Origin of the sequence: Psychrobacillus sp. FSL K6-4615 (genome assembly GCF_038008225.1) — a bacterium.
Taxonomy (GTDB): Bacteria; Bacillota; Bacilli; order Bacillales_A; family Planococcaceae; genus Psychrobacillus; species Psychrobacillus psychrotolerans.
On the sequence record NZ_JBBOYQ010000001.1, the window covers coordinates 253,709 to 278,187 of the forward strand.

Genomic DNA, 24,479 nt, shown 5'->3' on the forward strand with positions numbered 1-24,479 from the left:
GAAGTATAAATAGGTAAACTAATACCCCCAACCATTAATATTGGTTGGGGGTATTAGTTCTAGTGGAATTTTGTGGTTATAATCTATCACGTTTATTCAAAGGATCATTGTACAAACGGTTTTCTTCCAATGGATCATTATCTAGAGCCTTAGCTTCGATATCATCTGTACGATGGATATCTGCTTCTTCGCGACGAACTGTCTCGTTTACAAACTCGGTGTCCGTTACTTTTCTCTTGCCTACAACAATTTCTTCACTTACGACAGGACGTTTGGTTACTTCTACTCTCTCTTCCATAACTGGAATATGTATTTTTTCACCATCATCTACAATTTCTCCAGTGGCGTTTTCATCAACTACTGCACGTCTTTCAATATAAACTTCTTCGTGCTCTACTGGAACTTCAACTCTTTCTTGCGTTTCTACAACGTGTTTCTCAACGTTTACTTCACCAGCTAGTTGTTGTTCCTTATCAATGGAAAGTCTTTCCTCATGAAGGCGCATCCGTTCTTCTTGTGTATGACCATCAATGAAGTTGTCTGTTGTAGAGAAATTTGTACCTGTTTGCGTAGTGCCTAGATCTTTATCGTTCTCATCATAAATAGTTCCGTACTCTTTATCTACATAGAGAAGGATGCTACCGCTTTTAATTTCATTATAATACCGATCGGACTCTTCATCAGTGAAACCCATATTTAGAAACGCTGCTCGAACTGGTTCATCTCCACTCATAAAAGCCATAAACTTATCTAGCCAGTTACCTTCTACTGTAGATAGATCTACATCCGTCTGACCGCGAACAATAGAGAGCGACTCTTTATCGTTAGACACTACATATATATCTTCTTCCACATAGCCTTCAAGTTTTAACTCGTTAATCTTATCGATTACTTCCTGTTCTGTTCTAAAAGATCCAATATATTTTTTGTTTGCCATTATTAATCTCCTCCTAAAAAATTAGATATTAATATCGTGCATGTTTAATAAAATACCCAGCAATGTTTTAAATTAAACAAAAGCAACTTCATTTTTAGATAGGATAAAGTTCAAAACAAAAAATTAAAAAAACTGCCAGTTGCTTATAAAATAAGGGTTTAAAGCACTTGAAACAATTTATATAAGATAATATTATTCCAGTAATTGGATTTTTTTAAGCGAGCTAAGGGTAAAATAATTGGAGATGTCTTGGGTAGAGTTACAAAAACCCCAAATAATTGGCACTATGAAAAGTGCTGATTATTTGGGGGTTATCTTGAAATCTCTAATTTTTAGAGTCTCTCTCGAACTTAGGAACCAAATCGAAAATTCGTTGGTCCTCAAATGCATCTATGAGGCGTTCAAGCCAGTTGTAGTAATCTTTCATATACTTAAGCTTACTAATATCTATTTCAACCACTTCACGCAATTCATCACTAAGTGTTGGATTTTGCAATAACTCCTCATACTCTGCTAGTGACTTTTTAATAGCTGCTGAATGAAGTGTAACCGATCTCTGCCATTTAATAGAAAATAAATCGATGAAGCTTTGATGCCAATCATCGGTTACTTTATATAAATCTTTTCGAACTCCTTTTTTCCATGCACGCTCAACTAATTTTAGTTCAGACAGTGCCCGGACAGAAGTACTCATACTTGTTTTACTCATGCCTAATTTTTCTGTCATATCATCTAATGTTAAAGGTTCATTTTGAAAAAACATTGTGCCGAATTGTCTACCTGCAGAAGGCACCAAGCCGTATAAATGTATATTTTGGGCAATTGCTTCTATAATTCTTTCCCGTGCTTTATCTATTTTTTCATGGTCCTCCATATACGTTCCCTCCACTGAAATTAGCTTCATTCAAATCATCTGCTAACTAAATTTAAATGTATTATATCCTTACCCAAAAAGCAATTTTTTTAAATATTTTACGTACAGTTTTAACTGTACAAACAATTAATATAGTTAATACTGTTGAAATTATACGAAAAAACCACTATAATGAATTGGGTTCGGATTTTTCGGACGGTAAGGAGTGAAGATATGACTGAGGAATACATAAATAAAAAAATAGTGGTAAAAGACGCTACTAAGATATTTGGTAAAAGTAGTGGCCGTGCTATACAGATGCTGAAAGATGGCAAAACAAAAAGTGAAATATTAAAAGCCACGGGGGCAACTATGGGGGTAAAACAAGTATCCTTTGATGTAAATGAAGGTGAAATTTTCGTCATAATGGGTCTATCCGGAAGTGGTAAATCAACATTAGTAAGACTACTTAATAGATTAATAGATCCTACGATGGGGCAAATATTACTGGACGGTAAAGATATTGTACAGATGAATAAAGAGCAGCTTCGTAATGTAAGACGGAAGAAAATTGGTATGGTTTTCCAAAACTTTGCGCTCTTCCCACATAAAACAATTGTTGAAAATACAGAATATGGTCTAGAAATCCAAGGGATATCTAAAAAAGAACGGAACGAAAAAGCAACAGAGTCATTAAGACTTGTTGGTTTGGCGGGATATGAAGACCAATACCCGAAACAACTAAGTGGGGGTATGCAACAGCGTGTCGGACTTGCTAGAGCACTGGCAAATAACCCCGACATTTTGCTTATGGATGAAGCGTTTAGTGCATTAGATCCACTGATACGGAAAGATATGCAAAATGAGTTGCTTCAGCTTCATCACGATATGCAAAAAACAATTATTTTCATTACACATGATTTAGATGAAGCACTTCGTATCGGTGATCGTATAGCACTGATGAAAGACGGAGAAATAGTTCAGATTGGATCACCTGAAGAAATCTTGATGAGTCCATCCAATGAATATGTCGAAAGGTTTGTGGAAGACGTCGATTTGTCTAAAGTACTAACTGCTGGTCACATCATGAAAAAAGCCGACACAGTAAAAGTTGATCGTGGTCCGCGTGTAGCACTTCGACTGATGAAACAACTAGGAATTTCTTCTATATATGTAGTGGATAATGCGAATCGCTTACTAGGTGCTGTAACTGCGCAAGATACTCTAGAAGCTATTGAATCGGAGAAGTCTTTGAATGATGTCCTTATTTCTGACCTTCCGATGATTTCACCTGATACAGTGCTAACGGAACTATTTGATGTAGTGTCAACCGCGAGCATTCCTGTTGCTGTTATCAATGAGGAACAAAAGCTGCAAGGGATTATCATTCGTGGTGCTCTTATAGGTGCATTATCTGGGGATAATGATTTTATAAACAAAGATGGAACAGTGGATTCCGAAGAGCAAACTATTACGGAGGTGAAGTAAGATGGATAAATTATTACCTCGTTTACCTTTTGCTGATTGGATTGATACTGGTGTTGACTGGTTAGTAGATACATTCGGGACTGGTCTGGACGGATTTGCCGATGTATTAGAAGGGGTAGTAGAAGGTTCAGTAGATATATTGGATTTAGTTCCTTCTATATTACTAGCTTTTATCTTTGCTTTGATAGCTGGAATTATATCTACAAGAAAGATTGCCTTCTTTTCATTGATTGGACTCTTATTCATTGATTACTTAGGATATTGGTTCCCTATGCTTCAAATGTTAACGCTAGTACTTACTTCCGTTATTTTTGCATTAGTAATCGGTATTCCTGTGGGGATTCTTGGTTCACAAAAAGCAGGTGTGCGAAAGGTAGTAAATCCAATATTAGATTTAATGCAAACAATGCCTGCATTCGTATATTTAATACCAGCGATTTTCTTTTTCAACATTGGGGTAGTTCCGGGAGTTGTAGCATCGGTAATTTTCGCAATGCCTCCTACAATACGTTTAACGATGTTAGGCATTCAGCAAGTTCCAAAAGATTTAATAGAGGCAACAGAAGCATTTGGTTCAACAACATGGCAGCGTTTATTTAAAATCCAAATTCCTCTAGCGAAACCTACAATTATGGCAGGGGTAAACCAAAGTATTATGTTAGCACTATCGATGGTAGTAATCGCATCAATGGTAGGTGCGCCAGGCTTAGGGGAAGAGGTATACCGCTCTGTTACGCAATTGAAAACAGGAGTTGGTGTAGAAACGGGATTATCCATTGTAATCGTAGCGATTATTTTAGATAGAGTCACGCAATACGCTGGAAATAGAAAGAAAAAATTAGGGGGACATTCATTATGACATTAGCAAAAAAAATAACAGGTATTGGTGCAATTGCATTACTTTCACTTGGGTTAGCAGCATGTGGTGATGCAGATGAGAAAAATGATTCAACATCTAAAGACTCCGCAGTAGGAGAGTCCCTTAACTACAAAATTACGGGTATCGATCCTGGAGCTGGAATTATGGAAGCAACAGAACGAGCTATTACAGACTATGAACTAGATGAGTGGGACCTTGTAAGTGGTTCAAGTGCTGCAATGACAGCCTCTCTAAAAAAAGCATATGATGCGGAAGAGCCAATTGTGGTAACTGGTTGGACTCCTCACTGGAAATTTGCTGAATATGATTTAAAATACCTTGAAGATCCAAAAGGTTCATATGGTGGAGAAGAAGAAATTCACACAATTGGTCGTACTGGATTACAAGAAGATATGCCAGAAGCTCACCAAGTCCTTTCTAATTTCAACTGGACGGAGGATGAAATGGGTGAAGTAATGATTGCTATCAAAGACGGTGAAAAACCTGAAGTAGCTGCACAAACATGGATTGATACAAATCCTGAGAAAGTTGCAGAATGGACAGAAGGTATTGAAAAAGTGGATGGTGACAAGATTAAACTTGCATATGTTGCATGGGATAGTGAAATTGCCAGCACGAACGTTATGAGCATCGTATTAACAAGTTTGGGCTATGACGTAACAATGCTTCAAGTGGAAGCTGGTCCAATGTGGACTGCTGTTGCAGACGGTAGTGCAGATGCATCGCTTGCAGGTTGGTTACCATTAACACATGCTACGTATGCTGAGAAATTCGATGGCAAATTCGAAGATCTTGGTACAAGCATGACAGGTGTGAAAATTGGATTAGTTGTACCAGCATATATGGACATCACATCTATTGAAGACTTAAAAAAATAACTAGAAACGAAACAAATCTCCTCAGAGTAGATATTCTGAGGAGATTTTTCTTTTTATTTCTATCTTCAAAAGAATAATGATTATACGCTTAGGGATTTACCTTTAGTGAATCTTTATGTTCTCTATATGATAAGGCAATAGTAGTGGGCAAAATATTTAGGATTAAATATATATATCTTTTTTAACATTGGGGTTTTGTCTTTTTTTGAACCTTCAGGCCCGCATTTATGATAATGAGTTTAATTGAGCTAAAATGTACATACCAATGAGGTAAGGAATTGAAAGTAACTTTTGTGACCAAATGTCATCTGAAGTGAAAGCGATTTCCGTTATAATTTATATTAAGGGGGAGCTAGGGATGTTGGAAAAACGAAGTCTGAATACTTTTTATCAATTGATGAAATTGCAACCGACGCAACTAAACTCTTTTATGGACAAGATAAACCTAACTGAACATCAGTTTCAATATGATGTAGAAAAAGTTAATAGCTTCTTATATAAAGTAGGGGTAACGCCCATTAACATTTCGGGTGACCGAATCATAATAGGGCAAGAAGTAATCGATTACTGGAAGGAAAATGGAGCAGGCTTTGTAGCAAATCAATTTTCTTTTGAGCAAGAAGAGCGTGTAATCATATTCTTGTTATATACCTTTATCCGACATGAGCCTCTCTCCAATTTTCACTTTCAACACTTGTTTGGCGTTAGTAAAAATACCGTCAGTTCAGATGTGAAGCGAGTTAATAATTTTTGTGCCGATTTCCGTGTAGAAGTCCGCTATTCGCGTGTACATGGATACCATTTAAAAGGGACAGAAGAAGATAAGCGAAACTTAATGCTCAAAGCAATTTCTACATTGAAGATTAAATCATATGCTCATGAAAAGTTCACATTTATATTTCAGCAGCAACAATTACAGAATCAGTACGATAACTACCAGCAAGTATTGAAGGATTTTGAACAGCAGTATTCATTTGCATTCACGGAAGATAGATTGGATGAATTTATCTACTTACTTCAAATGGTTCATATTCGTCAACAACAACATAAACGGGTGCAAATCTATCCAGATACAGTGAGTTTTTTGGAAAATCAACAAGCTTTTCTAGTATCTACATTGATACAGCAACGCTTGGGATATACAACTAATCGGGAAGAAGTTGCCTTTTTGACAATTCAACTGCTTGGCATATGCCAAGGGGAGGTTAGCCCTGTTAGAACGGATGCACTATTTGCGATTACAGAACAAATTATTGTTAATTTTGAACGTTATGCATGTATCCAATTATTAGATAGAAACAAAGCAATGGAAACATTGTATTTACATTTTAAGCCTGCCTACTACCGGATGCTCTTTAAAATACCAATTACAAATGTATTACTTAATGATATTAAGGAAGAGCATCGAGACTTGTTTATCGTCGTAAAAGAAGTACTCAAGCCAATTGAGCAAATGTTAAACATTAAGGTACCAGAAGATGAGGTAGGATTTCTAACCCTTCATTTTGGTGGATTGCTTAAAAAGGATAGTGACAGCTCGCTAAAGTTGTTTAGAGCTTTAATCGTTTGTCCAAATGGTATTAGTTCAAGTTTAATGTTGGAAAATCAATTAAAGTCACTTTTTCCACAGTTTAAATGGACTTCATCGTTTTCATCCTATGATTTTCAACATCTTGCAGATACGGAGTACGATCTTGTATTTTCTACTGTGGTACTTGAAACAAAAAAGCCATTATTTATCATTAGACCAATTATGAGTGAAATGGAAAAGAAGGAACTAATACAAACAGTAGAAGGACTCACGCTCCAACAGTCATACCATAATCCAACCTCAGATGAATTAATAAAGATTATTCGTCAGTACGCGGATATTAAACAACCTGAGCTGCTAAAAATCGCATTACAACAGGCTTTGTTTAAAAATGATTACTTGAATATAGGGAGGAAACAACCAGTGTTAAAGGATTTATTAATCGAAGAGAATATCCAATTTATAGATGAAATAAGCGATTGGAAAGATGCAATCAAGGCCGTAGCGGAACCTCTGTTATTAAATGATTCCATTACAAACCAGTATGTAGATGTCATGATTGAGAACGTAGTGACAATGGGACCGTATATTATTATCGGTGAACAAGTGGCGATACCGCATGCACGCCCAGAATTCGGTGTGAAGAAATTAGGCATGAGCTTGTTGAAATTATCAGAACCTACTTACTTGTTAGGGGAAGAGCAAAACAAAGTAGAAATATTCATTTGTTTAGCTGCTATTGATAACCAAACACATTTAAAAGCATTAGCTCAATTAACTACCTTGTTGAGTGATCCCGAAAAATTAGAACTTTTAAAGAAGGCTGAGAAAAAAGAAGATATTCTAAACTTAGTTGTAGAGTTTTCTGAACTATAAGCTTACAAAAATGAAAAATACAATCGAAACTAACTATTAATAGGAGGAAGTAAAAATGAAAATTTTAGCAGTATGTGGAAACGGTTTAGGTACGAGTTTTATATTGTCGATGAATGTAAATAAGGCACTAAAAGTATTGAATATAGACGGTGAATGCAAGAATATGGATTTGGCTAGTGCAAAGACAGAAGTAGCTGATTACTATATTGGTACTCCTGAAATTATGGAGCAATTGCAAGATGGCAACAAAAAAACGATTAGTATTGTCAATATGGTCAGTGCAGATGAAATTCAGAAAGCGTTAACTACTCATATCGTGGGGGAAAAATAGTATGTTTGATTTTATCATGAAGGATATTCTAGGTACTCCAGCTATATTGGTAGGGTTGTTCGCTTTGTTTGGCTTACTTTTGCAGAAGAAAGCCATTACCGATGTTGTTTCCGGTACATTAAAAACGATTATGGGCTTCATTATTCTTAATGCAGGTGCGACAGTATTAACGGGTTCTCTTACTATCTTCGGAGAAATGTTCGAAAAAGCATTTAATATTGAAGGCGTTATTCCAAACAATGAAGCAATTGTGGCGTTATCCCAAAATGCTTTTGGTACGGAGACCGCTATGATTATGTTAATAGGTATGATAGTGAATATCGTCTTAGCACGATACACAAAGTTCAAATATATCTTTTTAACAGGACATCACACTATGTTCATGGCTTGTTTACTTGCTGCTGTGCTTTCCACATCAGGGATGGGGAGTGTTCCTCTTGTAATTCTTGGGTCTCTAATTTTAGGTGGATTGATGGTTCTACTACCTGCAATGCTACAACCTACGGTAAGAGAAATTACGGGCTCAGATGATATTGCTGTAGGACATTTTGGTTCTTTCGGTTATTTCGTTGCTGCTAAAGTTGCTAAACTGACAGGAGATAAAACGAAGTCAACAGAAGAGGTTAAAGTGCCAAAATCACTTGGTTTCTTACGTGATTCATCCGTAGCATTAGCGTTAACAATGACTATTATGTTCCTTGTAGTTTCATTATTTGTTGGGCCGACTTACATAGAGGAAAACCTTAGTGATGGTACAAACTTCTTAGTATTCTCATTACTTCAGGCCATTACTTTTGCTGCTGGGGTGTTCATCATCTTAGCTGGTGTTCGTATGTTGATCGCTGAAATTGTTCCCGCATTTAAAGGGATTGCAGACAAAATTGTTCCAAATGCAAAACCTGCACTAGATGTACCAATCGTGTTCCCATTTGCACCTAATGCAGTTATTATTGGGTTCTTATCAAGTTTCGTAGCTGGATTACTAAGTATGTTTTTACTTCCACTCGCTGGATTGGCAGTAATCGTACCAGGACTTGTTCCTCACTTTTTCTGTGGAGCAGCCGCTGGAGTATTCGGTAATGCAGTAGGTGGACGTAGAGGTGCTATAATTGGTGCTTTTGTACAAGGGATCTTAATCAGTTTCCTACCAGCAATGTTATTACCAGTCCTTGGTTCGCTAGGATTTGAAGGCACAACGTTTGGTGATTCTGATTTCGGTGTAGTAGGTATTATCATTGGTTATATTATTAATCTATTTAGTTAGTAATAGACTAATAAATTTACACATATAAAAGTAAAACAGTCATGGACGACAGGAGTCTATGGCTGTTTATCTGTATTGGGAGTCAACCACATTCGAGTAAGACTCTAAACTATTTTTCTAAATACAATTCAAACACATAAAATCCCGTAGGAACGAGTAATACTTGTTCCTACGGGATTTTGTTTTTTGAGCGATGTTGATTTATTAGATTATCTGATTATAAAAGCCAGTCCTAAAGAATACATTGTTTGAAAGGGAGTTGGTTTTCCAAAATGAATTTGGACGATTTCACAATGTTTTACATTATAAAGGGGGACAAGCATTGAAGAAGAAACTAATTTTGAGCATCATTACTTTAATAGTCATGAGTATTGTTGCGGGGTGTGGGTTTGGGGGAGGAAAGGTACTAGATCGAATGGAAAAAGACGAAGTGCTGAATGTGGCATTTGAGGGTACGTATCCACCATTTAACTATTTAGATGACGATGGCGAACTAACAGGTTTTGATGTAGACATTTCAAATGAAATTGCGAAAAGATTAGGCGTGAAAGCTAACTTTGTAACTTCAAAATGGGAAGGCTTAATAGGTGGTCTAAAGGCAGATAAGTTCGATATTATCATTGGGCAGATGACTGTAACAGAGGAAAGGAAAAAAAGTGTAGATTTTACTGATCCATATGTTATAACAGGCTCGGTGTTAATCACCCGTGAAGAAACAAACGATATTAGTAAACTAGAAGATATTAAAGGTAAAAAAGTTGGTGTAGGTGGGGGAACTACGTTTGAAGAAATTGCAAATAGTGTAGAAGGTGCAGACGTCAAGCTATATAAAGCGTTTAGCGATTATTTAGAGGATCTTAAAAATGAAAGATTAGATGTCATTATTAATGACCAACTGCTAGTGAGCTATAACATTAAAGAAAATAATCTGCCGATCAAAGTTGCGAGCGATATTCTCAAAGTGGACGAAGTTGGGATGGCAGTCAATAAAGGTAATGAAGATTTTGTTGAGAAGGTGAATGAGGCTCTAAGTGAGATGAAAGAGGATGGGACGTATAAGGAAATATATAAAAAGTGGTTTGGTTCAGATCCTGTTGAACAATAAATAACAAAAGTACAAACATGATAAGGAGGAAAGAAAACCTTGCATATCGTAGTTTTAGGAACAGGGATGATCGGGACAACGGTCGTAAGTGAACTTGCCAATTTTACTGATATAGATCTAATTACTGCTGTTGATGTTAGGCAAGAGAGTATAGATAAATGCTTAGAAATCTCAAATAGTCATAAAGTTGTGGGAAAAGTTGCTTCATTAGAAACAAAAGAAGACATAGCTGAGGTTTTAAAGGATGCAGATGTGGCAGTTGCATGTCTTCCTCATTCTTTGAGTCTTGTAGCTATAAAAGCAGCAATAGAATCGAAATGTCATTTAGTAGATTTAGTAGGATCTATGTTCAATGAAAAAATAGAATTACATGAGGCAGCAATGGATGCAGGGGTAATTATCGTTCCAGGCTGTGGAGTAGCTCCTGGAATTACGAACTTTTTGGCAGCTCAAGGAATTGAGATGCTAGAGGAAGCAGAGGAAGCGCTTATGATTTGTGGAGGGATTCCGAGACATCCAGTTCCCCCATTATGGTACCAGGTTGTTTTTCGATTAGAGAGTGTCCTAGGCCTTTATACAAAACCGGCTATTGCAGTGGAAAACGGACAACTTGTAGAACTATCTCCTTTATCAGGATTAGAAAAGATGACATTCCCTCAACCCGTAGGTGACTGTGAAGCTGTTATTACGGATGCGCATAGCACTGCTTATATTCTTAAGGATAAAGTGAAAAACCTATATGAAAAAACAGTTAGATACCCTGGGCACTGGGACAAGATGAATGTATTAGGAGAACTAGGATTTCTTGATAATATTCCTATTACAGTAGCAGGAGTTACAATCACGCCACGGGCATTTGCAGAGCGAATCTTGGCACCTAAAATGCTAGGTGCCTCTCATGAAGATGTGACAGTGCTCCGAGTGGAAGTTAGTGGAGTTAAGGATGGAAAACCAACTAAACTTACATGGGAAATGGTCGACTTATACGATCATGAACGAAAGATTACCTCTATGGCTAAAACTACGGCAATCCCTGCAGCGATCATGGCGAAATGGATTGCTTGTAAAAAAATCATAGAGACAGGTGTTGTACCAATAGAGAGCTTAATCGTTAGAGAAAGGTTCCAACCATTTATGGAGGAGCTAAACAATCTTGGAATTCAAATAGATTTTAAAGAAGACATTTTACTCTAAGTGATTATCAACCTTGTAATTCGTCGGAAAGGAGGTTGATGTATGGATGTTACGATAATTATTGATTCATTGCCATCTTTGCTTAAGGCAACTTTAATGACTATTTTACTGGCAGCGATATCCATCATAATAGCACTCGTTCTTGGATTTTTTGCTGCAATTGTAAGAATCCTAAAAGTAAGAATATTAAACGGAATTGCCACAGCATATGTTTCGATTATTCGTGGAACTCCTCTACTTGTTCAAATTTTTGTCATTTACTATGGGTTGCCGCAGATTGGTATTTCGCTAGACCCAATATCTTCAGGAGTAGTGGCATTAAGCTTAAATGCTGGTGCTTACCTTTCAGAGTCCTTTAGGGCAGCAATTCTTGCTGTGGACAATGGTCAAATGGAAGCATCATTATCAATGGGAATGACGTATTCGCAAGCATTAAGGAGAATTATTCTTCCGCAAAGCCTTCGAATAGCTATTCCTACCTTATCTAACACATTTATTGTGCTCATCAAAGATACCTCTCTAGTCTCCGTTATAACGGTAACTGAACTACTACAAATGTCGAGTTTAATCATCGCAAAAACATTTGAACCACTCACGATCTATTTACTAGCTGCGGCTATTTATTGGATATTAATAACTTTCTTCACAACCATTTTAGATAAACTAGAAGTTCGTACATCAAAATACTTGGTTCGCTAAGTACGTGCAGCATTTTAAATACGAATGATAGGAGATGTTCATGAGTATCATTCAAGTTAATAATTTGAGAAAAAGCTTCGGAACGAATGAGGTACTAAAAGGAATAGATTTAACAATTGCTAAAAGTGAAGTGGTTGTAATTATGGGACCGAGCGGTTCAGGGAAATCAACCCTATTACGCTGTCTAAATTTCTTAGAAGAGCCAACGGAGGGTATTATTCGTATTGGTGAATTCCAAGTAGTTACAGGTGGCAAAGCAAATAGTAAACGAAAAAAAGAAATAAGAGAACTAAGGAAGAGAACCGGGTTTGTATTTCAATCGTTCAATCTATTTCCCCATAAAACGGCCATTGAAAATGTGATGGAAGGGCCAATCATAATACATGGAACCAAAGTAGAAGAAGCTAGAATATTAGCGAAGGCACTTCTTACAAAAGTCGGTCTTGGAGATAGATGTGATTACTACCCAGCTCAATTGTCAGGTGGACAGCAGCAAAGGGTAGCAATTGCAAGGTCATTAGCCTTAAATCCTATGGTAATGCTCTATGATGAGCCTACTTCTGCACTAGATCCTGAGCTTGTAAAAGAAGTTCTACAGGTAATTAAAGATTTAGCACGAGAAGGAATGACAATGATTATCGTGACACATGAAATGAGCTTTGCAAAAGACGTCGCAGATCGAGTTATTTTTATGGATAAAGGAGTAATAGTGGAACAAGGAACATCAGAAGAAATCTTCCTGAAACCAAAAGAGGAAAGAACGAGACAGTTCTTATCGATAGTTAAGTAAAAGGAGTACCAGGTTCTATAACAGTTCTGAATTGGAATAGAGCCTGCTACCTTTTACTCCTTTACTCTTTTTCTTCAATATGAGTTGCAATCTCCAAAGCAATTATTGGATCCTTTACTTCGTCTATCATATAAACTGTACTTTCCTTTTGCCAAATAATGCGATTATCTGATTGATACACGTCAATATGAGCAAATCCGTTCGGTTTCGGAATAGGTAATGTATGAGTTTCTAAAAACTCAGTGGCTTCTTTTGCAAGTTTTTCTCCTTTTTCACCTTCTGAAGTATGTGTGTGTGCAGAGATTGCCCAACGGCCTTCATTCCAACTTGTCCACATGGAGCCAGCGCCAGCATCCTGATAGCCGGTAATGCCAAACCCAAGATCAATTGGTTGTCCTCCAAACTCACTAAAGTTTTCAAATCCTACTTGTTCATTTGCTTCCTGTATGCTCTCATATTTTTGTGCTTTAAGACGAGCAATAATTTGATCATTATCTGCTAACATTTCATGATTAACAGCAATGGGCTCATCGCTTTCATAAAAAAAAACTTCATAATTATTTGTATCTGATTTCGTCATTGCGGTTAAATATTTTCCTTCTTCTAATGGTAGTTCACTTGGCAGCATTTTAGATAGATCAGTTTTCAAGTCAGTTTTTACTGCATCTAATACTTCTGCTTGTGTCATAGTTTGTTCAGTTTGATTGGTTTCATCTTTCTGTGGAAGGTTTTTGTCCGACGGTACTTCCGAAATCTGTTCTTTGCTATTATTCGTCATTTTATTTACATCATCGCTAGTGGAACAGGCACTAAGTAAAATTATGGTAAGGGCAGTGGTGGAAATTGGTGTTAAAAATTTCATTTGAATCTTCCTTTCTCGCTTCATTTTTTCTCTTCATTAAAAAGTAAACTCCGTTGGTAATCAAGAATATAACATTTACTGGGATTCCAAGGTCTTTTACCAAACTTCAGGAGAACAAAAAAGGTATAGAAACGTAAAAGTTTCCATACCTTTTTCAATTGATAAACTTAATTAACTCATACATCAACAATTTTTTTAAAATCATTCCCGGTTGGGTTCTGGAATAATTGTATTCCAAATTCCGCGGCTACGGCAAAAAGGTGATCGAATATATCTGCTTGAACCGTTTCATAGACAGCCCACTGTGTGTCGTTAGTAAATGCATATATTTCTAGCGGTAATCCGTTCTCGGTTGGAGCTAACTGTCTAACCATTAAGGTCATATCCTGATTGATTCCAGGATGATGTCGAAGATAGTTGCTTATATATGCTCTAAACACACCAATATTCGTAAGAGCTCTTCCATTCACTCGATTACTGTGATTAATTTTATTTCTTGTATTGTACTCAGCAATTTCACTTTCCCTAAGGGTCACATAGTCTGAAAGATAGTGGATATTTTTAAAGTTATTAATCATCTCTTCCGTACAAAATGAAATACTGTTCTTATCAATAAATAATGAACGCTTAATCCGTCGTCCTCCAGAGGTTTGCATCCCTCGCCAATTTATAAAAGAATCGGATATTAGCGCATAGCTTGGAATCATCGTAATCGTTTTATCAAAGTTTTGTACCTTTACAGTATTTAGGGAGATATCAATAATGTCTCCATCTGCCCCGTATTTCGGCATTTCAATCCAGTCACCAACCTGGACCATATCATTAGTGGACAACTGAATTCCAGCAACGAGACCTAATAATGAATCTCTAAAAACCAACATGAATACGGCGGATAGAGCACCAATACCACTCAGAAGAAGAAGTGGGCTCTTTCCAATCAGGTTAGCTATCACCATAATGATCCCAAGCGTTATGATAATAATTTTAACAACTTGAATATACCCTTTAATAGGCTTGGTCCTTGATACTTCATAGGTTTGATAAATATCATTCATTGCATTTAAAGCACTATTGATAATTACTAACCCCATAATTATTAAATATGCTATGGAAACTTTTTGGATCAAATTTTGAAAGGATTCAGGGAACGCGAAAGCAAAGAAATAAATAATAATCGCTGGAACAATATGCGATAGCTTATGAAAAACCTTTCGTTCCAAAAGCATATCATCCCATCGGAATTTTGTGTTTTGTACGATTTTAGTGATGACCCTGATAACTACTTTTTTACTGATAAAATTAGCGATTATACAGACAAACAGTATAAATAGCACCATAATAATTAGTGAAAGATAACCGGCCCAGGTTATATCCATATTAAATTCTAAAAGCTGGTTATAAATGTAATTCATCTATTTCACCTCATTGTATATATTATTGTTGGTATCAAGTTTGCTACTCATTTTTGTCATAAGTGTAATGAGGTATTAACCATTGTATCAGAAAAAATTGCACTTCACTTTCTTCGAGGCTTCGCGAATAAAATGAGCATTCGAGAAGTGACTATAAGATGAACTTTTTGAGGAAGAACGGAGATTTCCAATTATGATTTACCTATCTAATTATTTATAATCCTCTATCGGAAGTTGGAAGTTGACTACCTGGAAGCGATAAAAGGAAATAATATATATGCTGTTAAAAACAAGTAACAGACATGGAATGCTTTATGGGATTCATAGATAAGGTGGATTAGAATGGGACGAAATCGAAGGGGCCGTATTAAAGCTCATTACTAGTGAAGACTTCAGTTATAAATTAGTTAAGTGTTTGCTAAAGTTATGAAGTATTCTCTATATGTTTTACAAATGATATAATTGCTGTCATTAGTAAAGAGTAACAGCTATTCACGCATGGAGGATTTCAAATGATTGAAGTAATAACGGTAGTAAATATGTTGGTAGAAGTAAAAAATACGAAAGATTATGAAAAAAAAGTAGAAAAGATTTTGCAGTCCAAGACTCGGTCGATTCAACATATAGAGACGATTAATATGTCGAAACCAAATGAAAAACTGATCGTAAGCGCTTTGGTGAAGTATAGAGTTCTCATAGAAGAAAGAATGGAAAACAAGTTTTTAGATGATTATGTGGGACTCGTTCTTCCTATGTTTTATAATCGTTTTAAAGCGATGCCTGTAAGCAATCAAATTTATAAAATTTCAAGGATCAAAAAAGAAAATAGTTCTCGGCGTTAAATATTTGTTTGCAAATCGGATTAATCCTTGTAAAAAGAAGGAACAGAAAAGCAAATAATCTAAATGAGATGAAAATAGTTAAGACCCAATAAAAATAGACTTGTGATTGAAAATGAGACAAGTCTATTTTTAGTATAATTTCTTAGCACTTATCAACTCATAACAAGTTCTTTCTCAGTTTTCTTTGTTTCTAACGAATTAGATAATAAGGAAGGAAATGTAATTTTAAATGTCGTTCCTTTTCCAATTTCACTTTCTACATGAATTGTACCATTCATAGCACGTACGATACTATACACTACCATAATACCGAGACCTGTTCCCTTGCTTCCTTTGGTTGAATAATAAGGTTCACCTAGACGGGTCATTTGTTCAAGTGTCATACCTGAACCAGTATCTTTAATGAGAATGCTTACAGTTGTTGTACGCTCCGTTTCAACCGTTAATATTCCTCCCTCAGGCATTGATTCTATTGCATTTTTCATAATATTTACAAAGCATTGATGAAATTTTTGTTTGTCTCCTTCAATCCCCTCTCCCGGTGAAAAAATAGAAACTATTTTAACCGAATTTCGCTTTGCCAATGGTTGTAGCAATTGAACTACTTGTTCTAGCTCTTCCTGAAGAAGTAGGGGTTCCATCGATTTAATTTCAGGATTAGAGAAATTCAAATAATCTTGAATGACTCTTTCAGCAGATTTCAGTTCGTTTTTAATAATGGAGATGTAGTGGGTATGGTTCTCTTTTGAAATAGCATTACTTTGCAAAAGTTGAACAAAACCAATTGCTGCTGTCAATGGGTTACGAATTTCATGACTAATAGCTGCACCCATTCGTTCAACAGCCTCTATCCTTTTGGATTTTATAGTGCGTTGGCGCAATTGAATAGTCATAATAATTTCTTCCATAATATAAGAAATAATTACGGCTCCTAATGGTTGGATGACTAAGTAAGCAAACAAAACTTCAGCACTACTGTGAGGTAAGTGCCAAATTCCCATCGTAAAAGTTTGGGCAAAACTGAACAGAAAAGTTACGCATCCAGTAAAAAGAATTCGCTGCATGGGAGAGCGTTTTAAAAACCAGGAGGCAATTCGCCAAAAAAGAATGGCTAGTCCTCCATAATAAAGGACAGTCATCCAAAATCCATAATCAATTCCCAAAAGACCTCTTACGAATACAATGAATGTAGCCAAAAAAGGTCCTATTCCCATATACAAACCACCGATAATGAACGGAACTTTCCGTAAATCAAAAACAACCTCAATACCTTCAATTTCATAAGTAAAAATAAAACAGATTACTAAACTAATTATTAAATAGATGTTGCAAATAGCTTGATAAGACCAATACCTTCTCAGCTTCTCTCCACATAAAAAACCTGAAAGTAGTAATACGATTAACAAGGATAAGTTGAAAAAGAAGTATACTGTTAACTCCAAGGTATTATTCCTCCAATACTATTTATTCCTAAAAGGATTCATCTATATCTTCACTTCATCTAAGTTTTGTTAATCTTAAAATGAAATTGAAAAGTGGTGCCTTTGCCAATCTCACTTTGAACTTCAATTCTCGCTCTCATAGCACGTAATATACTGTAAGCAACCATCATGCTGAGACCAGTTCCCTGGGGTCCCTTCGTAGAATAATGTGGTTCTCCTATACGTTGAATTTGTTCTTTACTCAACCCTGTTCCTGTATCTTGTATAGAAATAATTATCTTGTTCTGAGTAGCCACCGTTTTGATCAATAATGCACCGCCATAAGACATAGATTCAATCGAATTTCTCATAATATTTATAAAACATTGGTGGAATTTCGACTTGTCTCCTTGGATTGTTCCATAGGTAGAAAAGTCAGTTGAAACCTTCACTGAATGATAATTAGCAAGAGGGTGTAGTAATTTTAAAATATGCGTTAGTTCTTCTTGAATATCCAGTTCCTCTACTGATTCAACAACTGGTTTAGAAAAGGTTAAGTAATCTTGTATGATACCTTCTGCAGAATCTAACTCATTTTTTATAATGGAGAGATATTTTGTTCTTCTATTATTATCAAGATAAACTTGATCGAGGAGATCGATAAATCCAATTGCTGTAGTTAATGGATTTCGTATTTCGTGAGATATTGCAGCACCCATTTGTTCGACTGCAGCCAACTTTTCTTCAATTATTAACTGTTGCTGCAACTGCTGATTTTTTTCTCTTATTTCAATGAGAGAAGAAAGCAGGGCAACTCCAAGTGGTGGGACTACTACATAAGCAATGATTATGTCTAGCAATTGGTCAGCAGATACTGTGTTTAATGCTATGGTGAGTAGGATACCTACACTTAATAGTAAAGTAATACCGGTGGAAAACAGTATTCGTGTAGTAGAAGTGAGTTTTAAAAACCAAGGAGAAATACGCCATATAAAGAAACTAAACACGCTATAAAATGCAATTGCTATAAAGAATCCAAGGTCTATTCCATGGAATGCACGAAAGAAAATAACCAAAAATCCTAGTATAGGACTGAGCCTCAAATAAAGACCACCCAATAAAAAAGGAATTATCCTCAAATCTAGAACATACTCACTTTGTATGGGATAAGAAAATAGAGAACAAAGTATTAATGAAAGAACAAAGTATAATAAGCCTGTTCGTTTGTGTATATGGATACTACCGACTCTCTTACTTAATAGAAAGAAAGCAAAAAATAGAATCGTTAATAAGGTCAGATTAAATAAAAAGTGTATTGTTATAACTCCCAATATATACCTCTTCTAATAATTTTTATAAATTAATAGTAACTAAAGAATGCAGAATATACAATATCCTTAAAAGAATATTCAGACGATTTATAGGTATTTTTGATAAAGTATCCCTAACCCTGTGTTTTTTTTCTTAATGCAGGGGTTAAATATTGTGGTTTGTTACAAGGAGGTATTCGAAATTATTTGTTGAATACAGGAGGATATATAATACTAACCTTTGAGGTGGGACATGAATAACAGGGTGATAGAAACTTATAACCAACTTGCCAATGATTACGAGCATAATGTAGATAAAGGAAGTCTATTTAATACAGAATATGAACGACCAGCAATGATGAAGTTATTGCCAACTGATTTAAAAAACAAGCAGATTTTGGACGCTGGTTGTGCAGCAGGTTGGTATACAGAGCAATTAGTGAATTTTGGTGCTGAAGTTACAGCGACTGATATTAGTCCAAAAATGGTAGAGGCTACTAAAAGAAGAGTCGGAGAAAACGCAAAGGTATTATGTTTGGATTTAGGAGAAAAACTACCTTTTGAAGATGAAACATTCGATGTGATTATAAGCTCTTTAGTTCTTCATTATATAAAGGATTGGAGCAAAACTTTTAGCGAATTCCAAAGAATATTGAAACCTAATGGGAAATTACTTTATTCCGTACACCACCCATTTATGGATATAAAATTGTCCGTGAATGGTGACTATTTTTCCAAAGAGCTTATTATCGATCAATGGAAGAGAGAAGGAAAGCTGATAGAGGTTCCGTTTTATCGTCGTCCACTAAATGAAATAGTAAATGTAACGGCAGCATATTTTACATTGGAAAAGTTAATCGAACCACAACCTACAAAAGCTTTTGAAGAGAAAAAACCAGAGAAGTATAAAAATCTTATGAAAAATGCTCACTTTATGATTGTAAAAGCTCGGAAAGAAAATTAGGTAAAAAGAGACAATTAGGAAAATAGACAAAGCTCTACGTTCTTAATTTTATAAAGTGTAAGCGAGGGGAAATCCCTCGTTTTTTTATGTAAAAAGCGTTATTGAAACTAAAAAAGTTATTTATCGTAATATAAAGATAGAAAGATTTTGACATTCCATTATCGAGTACAACTTTATATCAGAAAGCAGTGGAGAAAGTGAAAAAAAAGAGGTTTAAATTTCGGGTAATAATTAGAAACTTAATTTTAGCGTTAGCTGCACTATTCCTTGTCTGGATTGCTTACCATCAGGTTATGGTTGCATATGAACAAAAGAAGTATCCAGCATTAGGTGAATTAGTTGAAGTGGATGGAAAGAATATGCATGTGTATACAAAAGGTGAGGGGCCAAATACAATTATTTTGTTGAGTGGTTTAGGTACGACAGCGCCAGTGTTGGATTTTGAACCTTTAATTAACGAGCTGTCAAAAAGTAATAAAGTTGTTGTGGTAGAGCCTTTCGGTTATGGCTGGAGCGACCTAACGGATGAGGATCGAACGGTAGAGAATTTAGTTGAGGAACTACGAACGGCTTTAATAAAATCGAATATAGAAGGGCCATATATATTGATGCCCCATTCTATTTCTGGAATTTATAGTATGTATTATTCAAGTAAATATCCAGAGGAAATTAAAGCTATTATAGGAATCGATCCCACATTACCTAATGCCATAGAGTATTTTGATGAATCTGTTCCTACAATGCCAAAATATATGAGTTACATAGCCCCTACGGGAATTGCGAGATTGGCATTATATTTAAGTTCAGAGGACTACCTCCCTTTGGCAGACGAAGGTATTTATTCAGAAAAAAATTTAAAAATGACCAAAATCCTTTCTGCTCAGAGGGGGTATAACAAAAATATAGTAAATGAAGCAAATGAAATAAATAATAACATTGGAAAAACACGTAATTTGTCGTTTCCTCCAGATATGCCTGTGATGATTTTCACGACAAACGAAAAAGAAGAGAATGAGGAAGGCAAATCGAATATAACCTTTTATCAATCGGAAATAGGAAATTCGCCATTACATAAACTTGTTCCTTTAGAAGGGCATCATTATCTGCACTGGACTCAATATAAGCAAATGAGTGAATATGTTAATGAATTTACCGAAGCGTTTGGAAATGATTGAATAAATGCATAGTACCTGTCTTTAAAATACAAGAAAGTACATTATTCTATCCAATCTGTGCTGTCTGCCTATTGCACAATAAATAGGCTAATTACATATCATGGAAGGAATGTGCTTTGTAAACACATTACAAATGCTAAAAAGGCAGGTCAAGTTATGGATTCTTCTATTGATTACACAGCACCGTCCACACAGTTCGCTTTCGATGTAAATAAAAGCCCCTTCTTTAAAAAAGATAGTTATAACTTTATGAATATTTTAGGTGTTCAACAATTAAATACACTGGATAATATATCTTTGCTCGATATTTTTCTTAGTGCCAACAATAACATAGAGCCACATTACCATCCGAATGCAGCAGAGTTAGTATACTGTATTTCAGGAGAAATCGTTGTTTCTATACTCAATCCATTTACTAAGCAATATAAACACTACACGATTACACCAGGTCAAGTGGCAAATATCCCACAAGGTTGGTGGCATTACCAAATGGCTACTGAAGATCGAACGCATATATTAGCTATTTTTAATGCTTCCACGCCTGAAGTAATTCTAGGTTCCGATATCTTAAAATTGACACCATCGAATATTATGGCGCATACCTATTGTATGAACGAAAACGAGTGGAAAAAAGCGATAGCTCCAGTTATGCCGTCTACCTATATTGGTCCACCAAAAAACTGCAACAAAACTACAACAGATAATCAGCAATACTATCCAAATCATTTCATCAACCAAAGCTATCCAATGCAATAATTCCACCATTACGAGTGTAGGGCACCAGTTACTAAAACAATTCTGTATTGTATTAGAACTGGTGCCTTTCATTTCATTGGTGAATTTAAATACATTAGTGCTTATTGTGTAGAAGTCATCTCTATTAAAATAGCACTTCACAAAGTAAATGGAACACCCTAAAGCAAGTTGGACTTGTTCTCAAGAATTTTTGGCAATTTACCAACGCTTTTTACTAGGTTACTCATTAAAAAAACAACGGTAAGCTTTTTAAAGCTTAAAATTTCTTTATAGGTATTTATAAACACTTTTAGAAATTTGATTAAACCCTTAGTTGCATTATGACTGTGGTGTTTACCATCCCTATGAATCATTTTCCCAGTATTATTAAACTCTTCCTTTACCATCCAACTAAAAAATGGAATATTATAACTAATAGGGTAGAGGGGGAGTTTAATGTTTCAGGAAAGGAAGATATCTTTTTTTAGAGTCAACAGTTGCCTCTTACATTCTTTCAATAGGAAAAAAGAATCCAAGGTGTGTCTATGAAAATACTAGACGTAGATTTATTTCAAGATGGTTTAAGACGAAATATTGTAATGTTGGACAGGCTTGAAAGTGAAGTAGAGGCAATTCGTCGTGCTGTAGAAGGATTAGTAGCGATGGAAGACGAACTAAAAGGACAAGGAGGCAGTGCCATTCGTGCTTTCTATGCGGAATGCCATCTGCCATTACTCCAACAATTCCTTGTTTCTGCTGCGGGTTATAAGCAAGTGCTTCAACAAATGGAAAATGCATTATATGCATTAGAACCAGATACGTCTGGTCATATTGTGGAGCAATTTCTAGAAGGGGAGGTAGAGCAGGGACTTACTACAATCGCACAACTGACTGAAAATCTAACGAATGAGTCAAACAGTATTATGGACCAGGTCAGTGATATAGTAGCCCTCCCGCATCTGGATGATAGTGGTGTACAAGAAGGCGTTCTAGATGCAAAAAGAAAACGAGACGATACAGTAAGCAGGCTTCAAGAATTTGATGCAACGCAGACAGCAGCCTTACTACCTTTCGAGCAAGATATGCAGGCAATGGATACGTGGATCCGTAACATGGAAGAGATGTTCACAAGTAATCTAACAGATATTCACTTCCAAACAGATCGATGGGCGGAACTGGTGGCATGTAGTCCCCCATTAACCATTTCCACGCCAACGATTGAAGGAGAAATGTGCCTACGTGAAGAAGAGGAAGAAAAGTCTTTTGTAGATACTGGTTTAGAAGTAGTAGACGGAATTTTAAGTGGTTTATTTGATGTAGGGAAAGATTTTGTTACTGGAATTGTAGATATAGTCCAGGACCCGAAAGCCACACTGGATGCTACGTTAGAGGCAGTTACTAATCCGATAGAGACATATAACACGATAAAGTCGGCCATTACTACTTCCTACGAACGTGATATGGTCAACGGAGATGCCAATTCCCGTGCTCACTGGGTAACCTATGCATTAGGCACGGTTGCCACTTCAGTAGTTGGAACAAAAGGTGTCGGTGCACTTACCAAATCGGGGGTCACGGTCACAAAGGCAGTTGCTCCAAAAGTAGTCGGGGCTGCCAACAATGCCTCGGACTCATTAGCTAATCTATTACCCTACGGACCCCGTACACAGTTTGCGAGCGCAGGCCAAGTTCCTTATAACGTAGTGAATGGGAGCGAATTGAAGGATCAGCTGATTTCTATGGCTAGGGTGGAGAGTGGGGTTAAGGGAGCAGATAACGGTATTACAAAAGACGAATATAAAAATTTGAGGAAAAAGACACCAAGTAATGATATAAGAAAAATGGTTAATCCAGATGGTCCTAAAGTAGACCCAGTGTACGGGTATGAAGTTGATAAGTTTGAAGCAGACCATATTGTTTCAATGAAAGAAATAACTGAAATGGATGGATTTAATAGGTTAACTAGAGAACAACAAATAGAAACTCTAAATCTAAAAGATAATTTTGTTGGTCTTGGAAAATCTTCGAATGCGTCTAAGAGGGCTCATAGCTGGGCTGATTGGAAAGGACATTCTAAGATGGGAGAGGTACCTGTTAATGTTAGAATAGAAATGCTAGAAAAAGAGAAACGAGCTAGGGAAATCCTAAAAGCAGCTATAGAAGAGAGGTTGAAGAAATGAAGGAATTTGAAAAGACTATTATGGGCAAAAACATTATAGTAACTGCCGAAAAAGAATTAGAACCTCAAATAGAAAGTTTGTTTGTCATATTAGAACAGGTAGACCGCAATAATTTAATTCATGGATTTTCTATACAAGTTGGTTGGTCCGTCTATTATTTACATGAGAGAGAAACCGGGAATTTTATATTGACCTCTCCTGATTACTCTAGAAATCCATTTGAAGATATAACAGAAGATTTAACTTTAGCATTGTGGGTACAACTAGAACAAGGTCATTTTTTGAGAAAGATAAATGTCGATGGTTTATCAATAAAATTTAGTGATAAAATCATACTTTGTAAAGGTGTACTAGAACTTGAGAAAATATATTTGCAAAGAAATGGAAATGTTGAAAAAGGAGATTCAGGTTGGTATATAGGTCCTGTAGAGGAGGATAATACTACAGAGTTGTATGCTCTATATGCTTATCAACTACTAAAAATTAAACCAGAGATCATACAAGTTCTTGCTTTACCAAATGAATATATGGTTGTTTTTGAAGGTAATAAAATAAAAGCGGTATTAAACGAAAACAATCTAGATGTTTTTAAAGACTCTATATAGATTTTATTTATGGAAATCTTAAGTTACGACTAAACTACACAGGAAGTAAAACATTGATTAAAGCACTTAATTGTCTACTAATGACAACGAGTGCTTTTTTTGAGAAATTTATGCATTGGACAACTAAAAAAAGATTGTATGAAATTC

22 protein-coding genes are annotated in these 24,479 nt (G+C 35.9%); 16 read left to right on the plus strand and 6 right to left on the minus strand.

Going from position 1 to position 24,479, the window contains the following annotated elements; genetic code table 11:
- Positions 1–76 precede the first annotated feature (76 nt).
- Positions 77–937 (minus strand): YsnF/AvaK domain-containing protein, encoded by an 861-nt coding sequence (locus tag MKX53_RS01275; RefSeq protein ID WP_340908490.1) that lies wholly within the window; start codon positions 935–937, stop codon positions 77–79.
- Between the two features lie 325 nt (positions 938–1,262).
- The gene (locus tag MKX53_RS01280) at positions 1,263–1,811 is read right to left on the minus strand and encodes a GbsR/MarR family transcriptional regulator (protein ID WP_093536404.1); all 549 of its coding nucleotides are present in this window, start codon (positions 1,809–1,811) and stop codon (positions 1,263–1,265) included.
- Between the two features lie 213 nt (positions 1,812–2,024).
- On the opposite strand from MKX53_RS01280, the gene MKX53_RS01285 reads away from it, so the two are divergent.
- From MKX53_RS01285 to MKX53_RS01330, 10 genes are all read left to right on the plus strand, one after another.
- Positions 2,025–3,278: a quaternary amine ABC transporter ATP-binding protein gene (locus MKX53_RS01285; RefSeq protein WP_340908492.1), complete on the plus strand. Its 1,254-nt coding sequence runs from the start codon at positions 2,025–2,027 to the stop codon at positions 3,276–3,278.
- A gap of 1 nt (position 3,279) precedes the next feature.
- Entirely contained in the window at positions 3,280–4,137 is an 858-nt protein-coding gene (locus MKX53_RS01290) for an ABC transporter permease (protein ID WP_340767957.1), read from the plus strand.
- Positions 4,134–5,036, plus strand: coding sequence for a glycine betaine ABC transporter substrate-binding protein (locus tag MKX53_RS01295; RefSeq protein ID WP_340908494.1), 903 nt, complete (start codon positions 4,134–4,136; stop codon positions 5,034–5,036). The genes MKX53_RS01290 and MKX53_RS01295 overlap by 4 nt, the downstream gene beginning before the upstream one ends.
- A gap of 358 nt (positions 5,037–5,394) precedes the next feature.
- Entirely contained in the window at positions 5,395–7,443 is a 2,049-nt protein-coding gene (locus tag MKX53_RS01300) for a BglG family transcription antiterminator (RefSeq protein ID WP_340908496.1), read from the plus strand.
- A gap of 55 nt (positions 7,444–7,498) precedes the next feature.
- Positions 7,499–7,774, plus strand: coding sequence for a PTS sugar transporter subunit IIB (locus MKX53_RS01305; protein ID WP_340761213.1), 276 nt, complete (start codon positions 7,499–7,501; stop codon positions 7,772–7,774).
- 1 nt (position 7,775) lies between these two features.
- Positions 7,776–9,038, plus strand: coding sequence for a PTS ascorbate transporter subunit IIC (locus MKX53_RS01310; protein ID WP_340761214.1), 1,263 nt, complete (start codon positions 7,776–7,778; stop codon positions 9,036–9,038).
- 322 nt (positions 9,039–9,360) lie between these two features.
- A complete protein-coding gene (locus MKX53_RS01315; protein ID WP_340908499.1) occupies positions 9,361–10,143 on the plus strand; it encodes a transporter substrate-binding domain-containing protein in 783 nt (260 codons plus the stop codon).
- Between the two features lie 39 nt (positions 10,144–10,182).
- A complete protein-coding gene (locus MKX53_RS01320) occupies positions 10,183–11,337 on the plus strand; it encodes a saccharopine dehydrogenase family protein (RefSeq protein WP_340767962.1) in 1,155 nt (384 codons plus the stop codon).
- 42 nt (positions 11,338–11,379) lie between these two features.
- A complete protein-coding gene (locus MKX53_RS01325) occupies positions 11,380–12,036 on the plus strand; it encodes an amino acid ABC transporter permease (protein ID WP_093536386.1) in 657 nt (218 codons plus the stop codon).
- Between the two features lie 40 nt (positions 12,037–12,076).
- The gene (locus MKX53_RS01330) at positions 12,077–12,826 is read left to right on the plus strand and encodes an amino acid ABC transporter ATP-binding protein (RefSeq protein WP_340761217.1); all 750 of its coding nucleotides are present in this window, start codon (positions 12,077–12,079) and stop codon (positions 12,824–12,826) included.
- A 61-nt stretch (positions 12,827–12,887) separates the two neighbouring features.
- On the opposite strand, the gene MKX53_RS01335 is transcribed toward MKX53_RS01330, so the two are convergent.
- Positions 12,888–13,688: a hypothetical protein gene (locus tag MKX53_RS01335; RefSeq protein ID WP_340908502.1), complete on the minus strand. Its 801-nt coding sequence runs from the start codon at positions 13,686–13,688 to the stop codon at positions 12,888–12,890.
- Between the two features lie 176 nt (positions 13,689–13,864).
- Positions 13,865–15,100, minus strand: a complete 1,236-nt coding sequence (locus MKX53_RS01340) for a mechanosensitive ion channel family protein (RefSeq protein ID WP_340767965.1) — start codon at positions 15,098–15,100, stop codon at positions 13,865–13,867.
- A 512-nt stretch (positions 15,101–15,612) separates the two neighbouring features.
- Between MKX53_RS01340 and MKX53_RS01345 the strand changes: the two genes are divergently transcribed.
- A complete protein-coding gene (locus MKX53_RS01345; RefSeq protein WP_340908504.1) occupies positions 15,613–15,942 on the plus strand; it encodes a hypothetical protein in 330 nt (109 codons plus the stop codon).
- A gap of 152 nt (positions 15,943–16,094) precedes the next feature.
- Here the strand turns inward: MKX53_RS01345 and MKX53_RS01350 are convergent, their stop codons facing one another.
- Positions 16,095–17,384, minus strand: coding sequence for a HAMP domain-containing sensor histidine kinase (locus MKX53_RS01350; RefSeq protein ID WP_340908507.1), 1,290 nt, complete (start codon positions 17,382–17,384; stop codon positions 16,095–16,097).
- Between the two features lie 59 nt (positions 17,385–17,443).
- Positions 17,444–18,466, minus strand: a complete 1,023-nt coding sequence (locus tag MKX53_RS01355) for an ATP-binding protein (protein ID WP_340908511.1) — start codon at positions 18,464–18,466, stop codon at positions 17,444–17,446.
- Positions 18,467–18,926: 460 nt separating this feature from the next.
- Between MKX53_RS01355 and MKX53_RS01360 the strand changes: the two genes are divergently transcribed.
- The 5 genes from MKX53_RS01360 (at position 18,927) to MKX53_RS01380 (ending at position 24,332) form a co-directional block, all read left to right on the plus strand.
- On the plus strand, positions 18,927–19,637 hold the full coding sequence (locus MKX53_RS01360) for a class I SAM-dependent methyltransferase (RefSeq protein ID WP_093536342.1): 711 nt from the start codon (positions 18,927–18,929) through the stop codon (positions 19,635–19,637).
- Between the two features lie 197 nt (positions 19,638–19,834).
- Positions 19,835–20,812 carry an alpha/beta fold hydrolase gene (locus MKX53_RS01365; protein ID WP_340908513.1) on the plus strand — a complete coding sequence of 326 codons (978 nt, stop codon included), beginning with the start codon at positions 19,835–19,837 and terminating at the stop codon, positions 20,810–20,812.
- Positions 20,813–20,968: 156 nt separating this feature from the next.
- Positions 20,969–21,568 (plus strand): cupin domain-containing protein, encoded by a 600-nt coding sequence (locus MKX53_RS01370; RefSeq protein ID WP_093536742.1) that lies wholly within the window; start codon positions 20,969–20,971, stop codon positions 21,566–21,568.
- Between the two features lie 524 nt (positions 21,569–22,092).
- Positions 22,093–23,727 carry a ribonuclease YeeF family protein gene (locus tag MKX53_RS01375; RefSeq protein ID WP_340908514.1) on the plus strand — a complete coding sequence of 545 codons (1,635 nt, stop codon included), beginning with the start codon at positions 22,093–22,095 and terminating at the stop codon, positions 23,725–23,727.
- Positions 23,724–24,332, plus strand: a complete 609-nt coding sequence (locus MKX53_RS01380) for an immunity protein Imm33 domain-containing protein (protein WP_340908517.1) — start codon at positions 23,724–23,726, stop codon at positions 24,330–24,332. The genes MKX53_RS01375 and MKX53_RS01380 overlap by 4 nt, the downstream gene beginning before the upstream one ends.
- Positions 24,333–24,479: the final 147 nt, after the last annotated feature.

Excerpts from the sequence above, each read along its gene's own strand:
- MKX53_RS01275 (WP_340908490.1), bottom strand. The coding sequence starts at position 937 with ATGGCAAACAAAAAATATATTGGATCTTTTAGAACAGAACAGGAAGTA.
- MKX53_RS01360 (WP_093536342.1), top strand. The coding sequence starts at position 18,927 with ATGAATAACAGGGTGATAGAAACTTATAACCAACTTGCCAATGATTAC.
- MKX53_RS01330 (WP_340761217.1), top strand. The coding sequence starts at position 12,077 with ATGAGTATCATTCAAGTTAATAATTTGAGAAAAAGCTTCGGAACGAAT.
- MKX53_RS01295 (WP_340908494.1), top strand. The coding sequence starts at position 4,134 with ATGACATTAGCAAAAAAAATAACAGGTATTGGTGCAATTGCATTACTT.
- MKX53_RS01345 (WP_340908504.1), top strand. The coding sequence starts at position 15,613 with ATGATTGAAGTAATAACGGTAGTAAATATGTTGGTAGAAGTAAAAAAT.
- MKX53_RS01380 (WP_340908517.1), top strand. The coding sequence starts at position 23,724 with ATGAAGGAATTTGAAAAGACTATTATGGGCAAAAACATTATAGTAACT.
- MKX53_RS01280 (WP_093536404.1), bottom strand. The coding sequence starts at position 1,811 with ATGGAGGACCATGAAAAAATAGATAAAGCACGGGAAAGAATTATAGAA.
- MKX53_RS01335 (WP_340908502.1), bottom strand. The coding sequence starts at position 13,688 with ATGAAATTTTTAACACCAATTTCCACCACTGCCCTTACCATAATTTTA.
- MKX53_RS01285 (WP_340908492.1), top strand. The coding sequence starts at position 2,025 with ATGACTGAGGAATACATAAATAAAAAAATAGTGGTAAAAGACGCTACT.
- MKX53_RS01305 (WP_340761213.1), top strand. The coding sequence starts at position 7,499 with ATGAAAATTTTAGCAGTATGTGGAAACGGTTTAGGTACGAGTTTTATA.
- MKX53_RS01290 (WP_340767957.1), top strand. The coding sequence starts at position 3,280 with ATGGATAAATTATTACCTCGTTTACCTTTTGCTGATTGGATTGATACT.
- MKX53_RS01340 (WP_340767965.1), bottom strand. The coding sequence starts at position 15,100 with ATGAATTACATTTATAACCAGCTTTTAGAATTTAATATGGATATAACC.
- MKX53_RS01300 (WP_340908496.1), top strand. The coding sequence starts at position 5,395 with ATGTTGGAAAAACGAAGTCTGAATACTTTTTATCAATTGATGAAATTG.
- MKX53_RS01370 (WP_093536742.1), top strand. The coding sequence starts at position 20,969 with ATGGATTCTTCTATTGATTACACAGCACCGTCCACACAGTTCGCTTTC.
- MKX53_RS01325 (WP_093536386.1), top strand. The coding sequence starts at position 11,380 with ATGGATGTTACGATAATTATTGATTCATTGCCATCTTTGCTTAAGGCA.
- MKX53_RS01375 (WP_340908514.1), top strand. The coding sequence starts at position 22,093 with ATGAAAATACTAGACGTAGATTTATTTCAAGATGGTTTAAGACGAAAT.
- MKX53_RS01310 (WP_340761214.1), top strand. The coding sequence starts at position 7,776 with ATGTTTGATTTTATCATGAAGGATATTCTAGGTACTCCAGCTATATTG.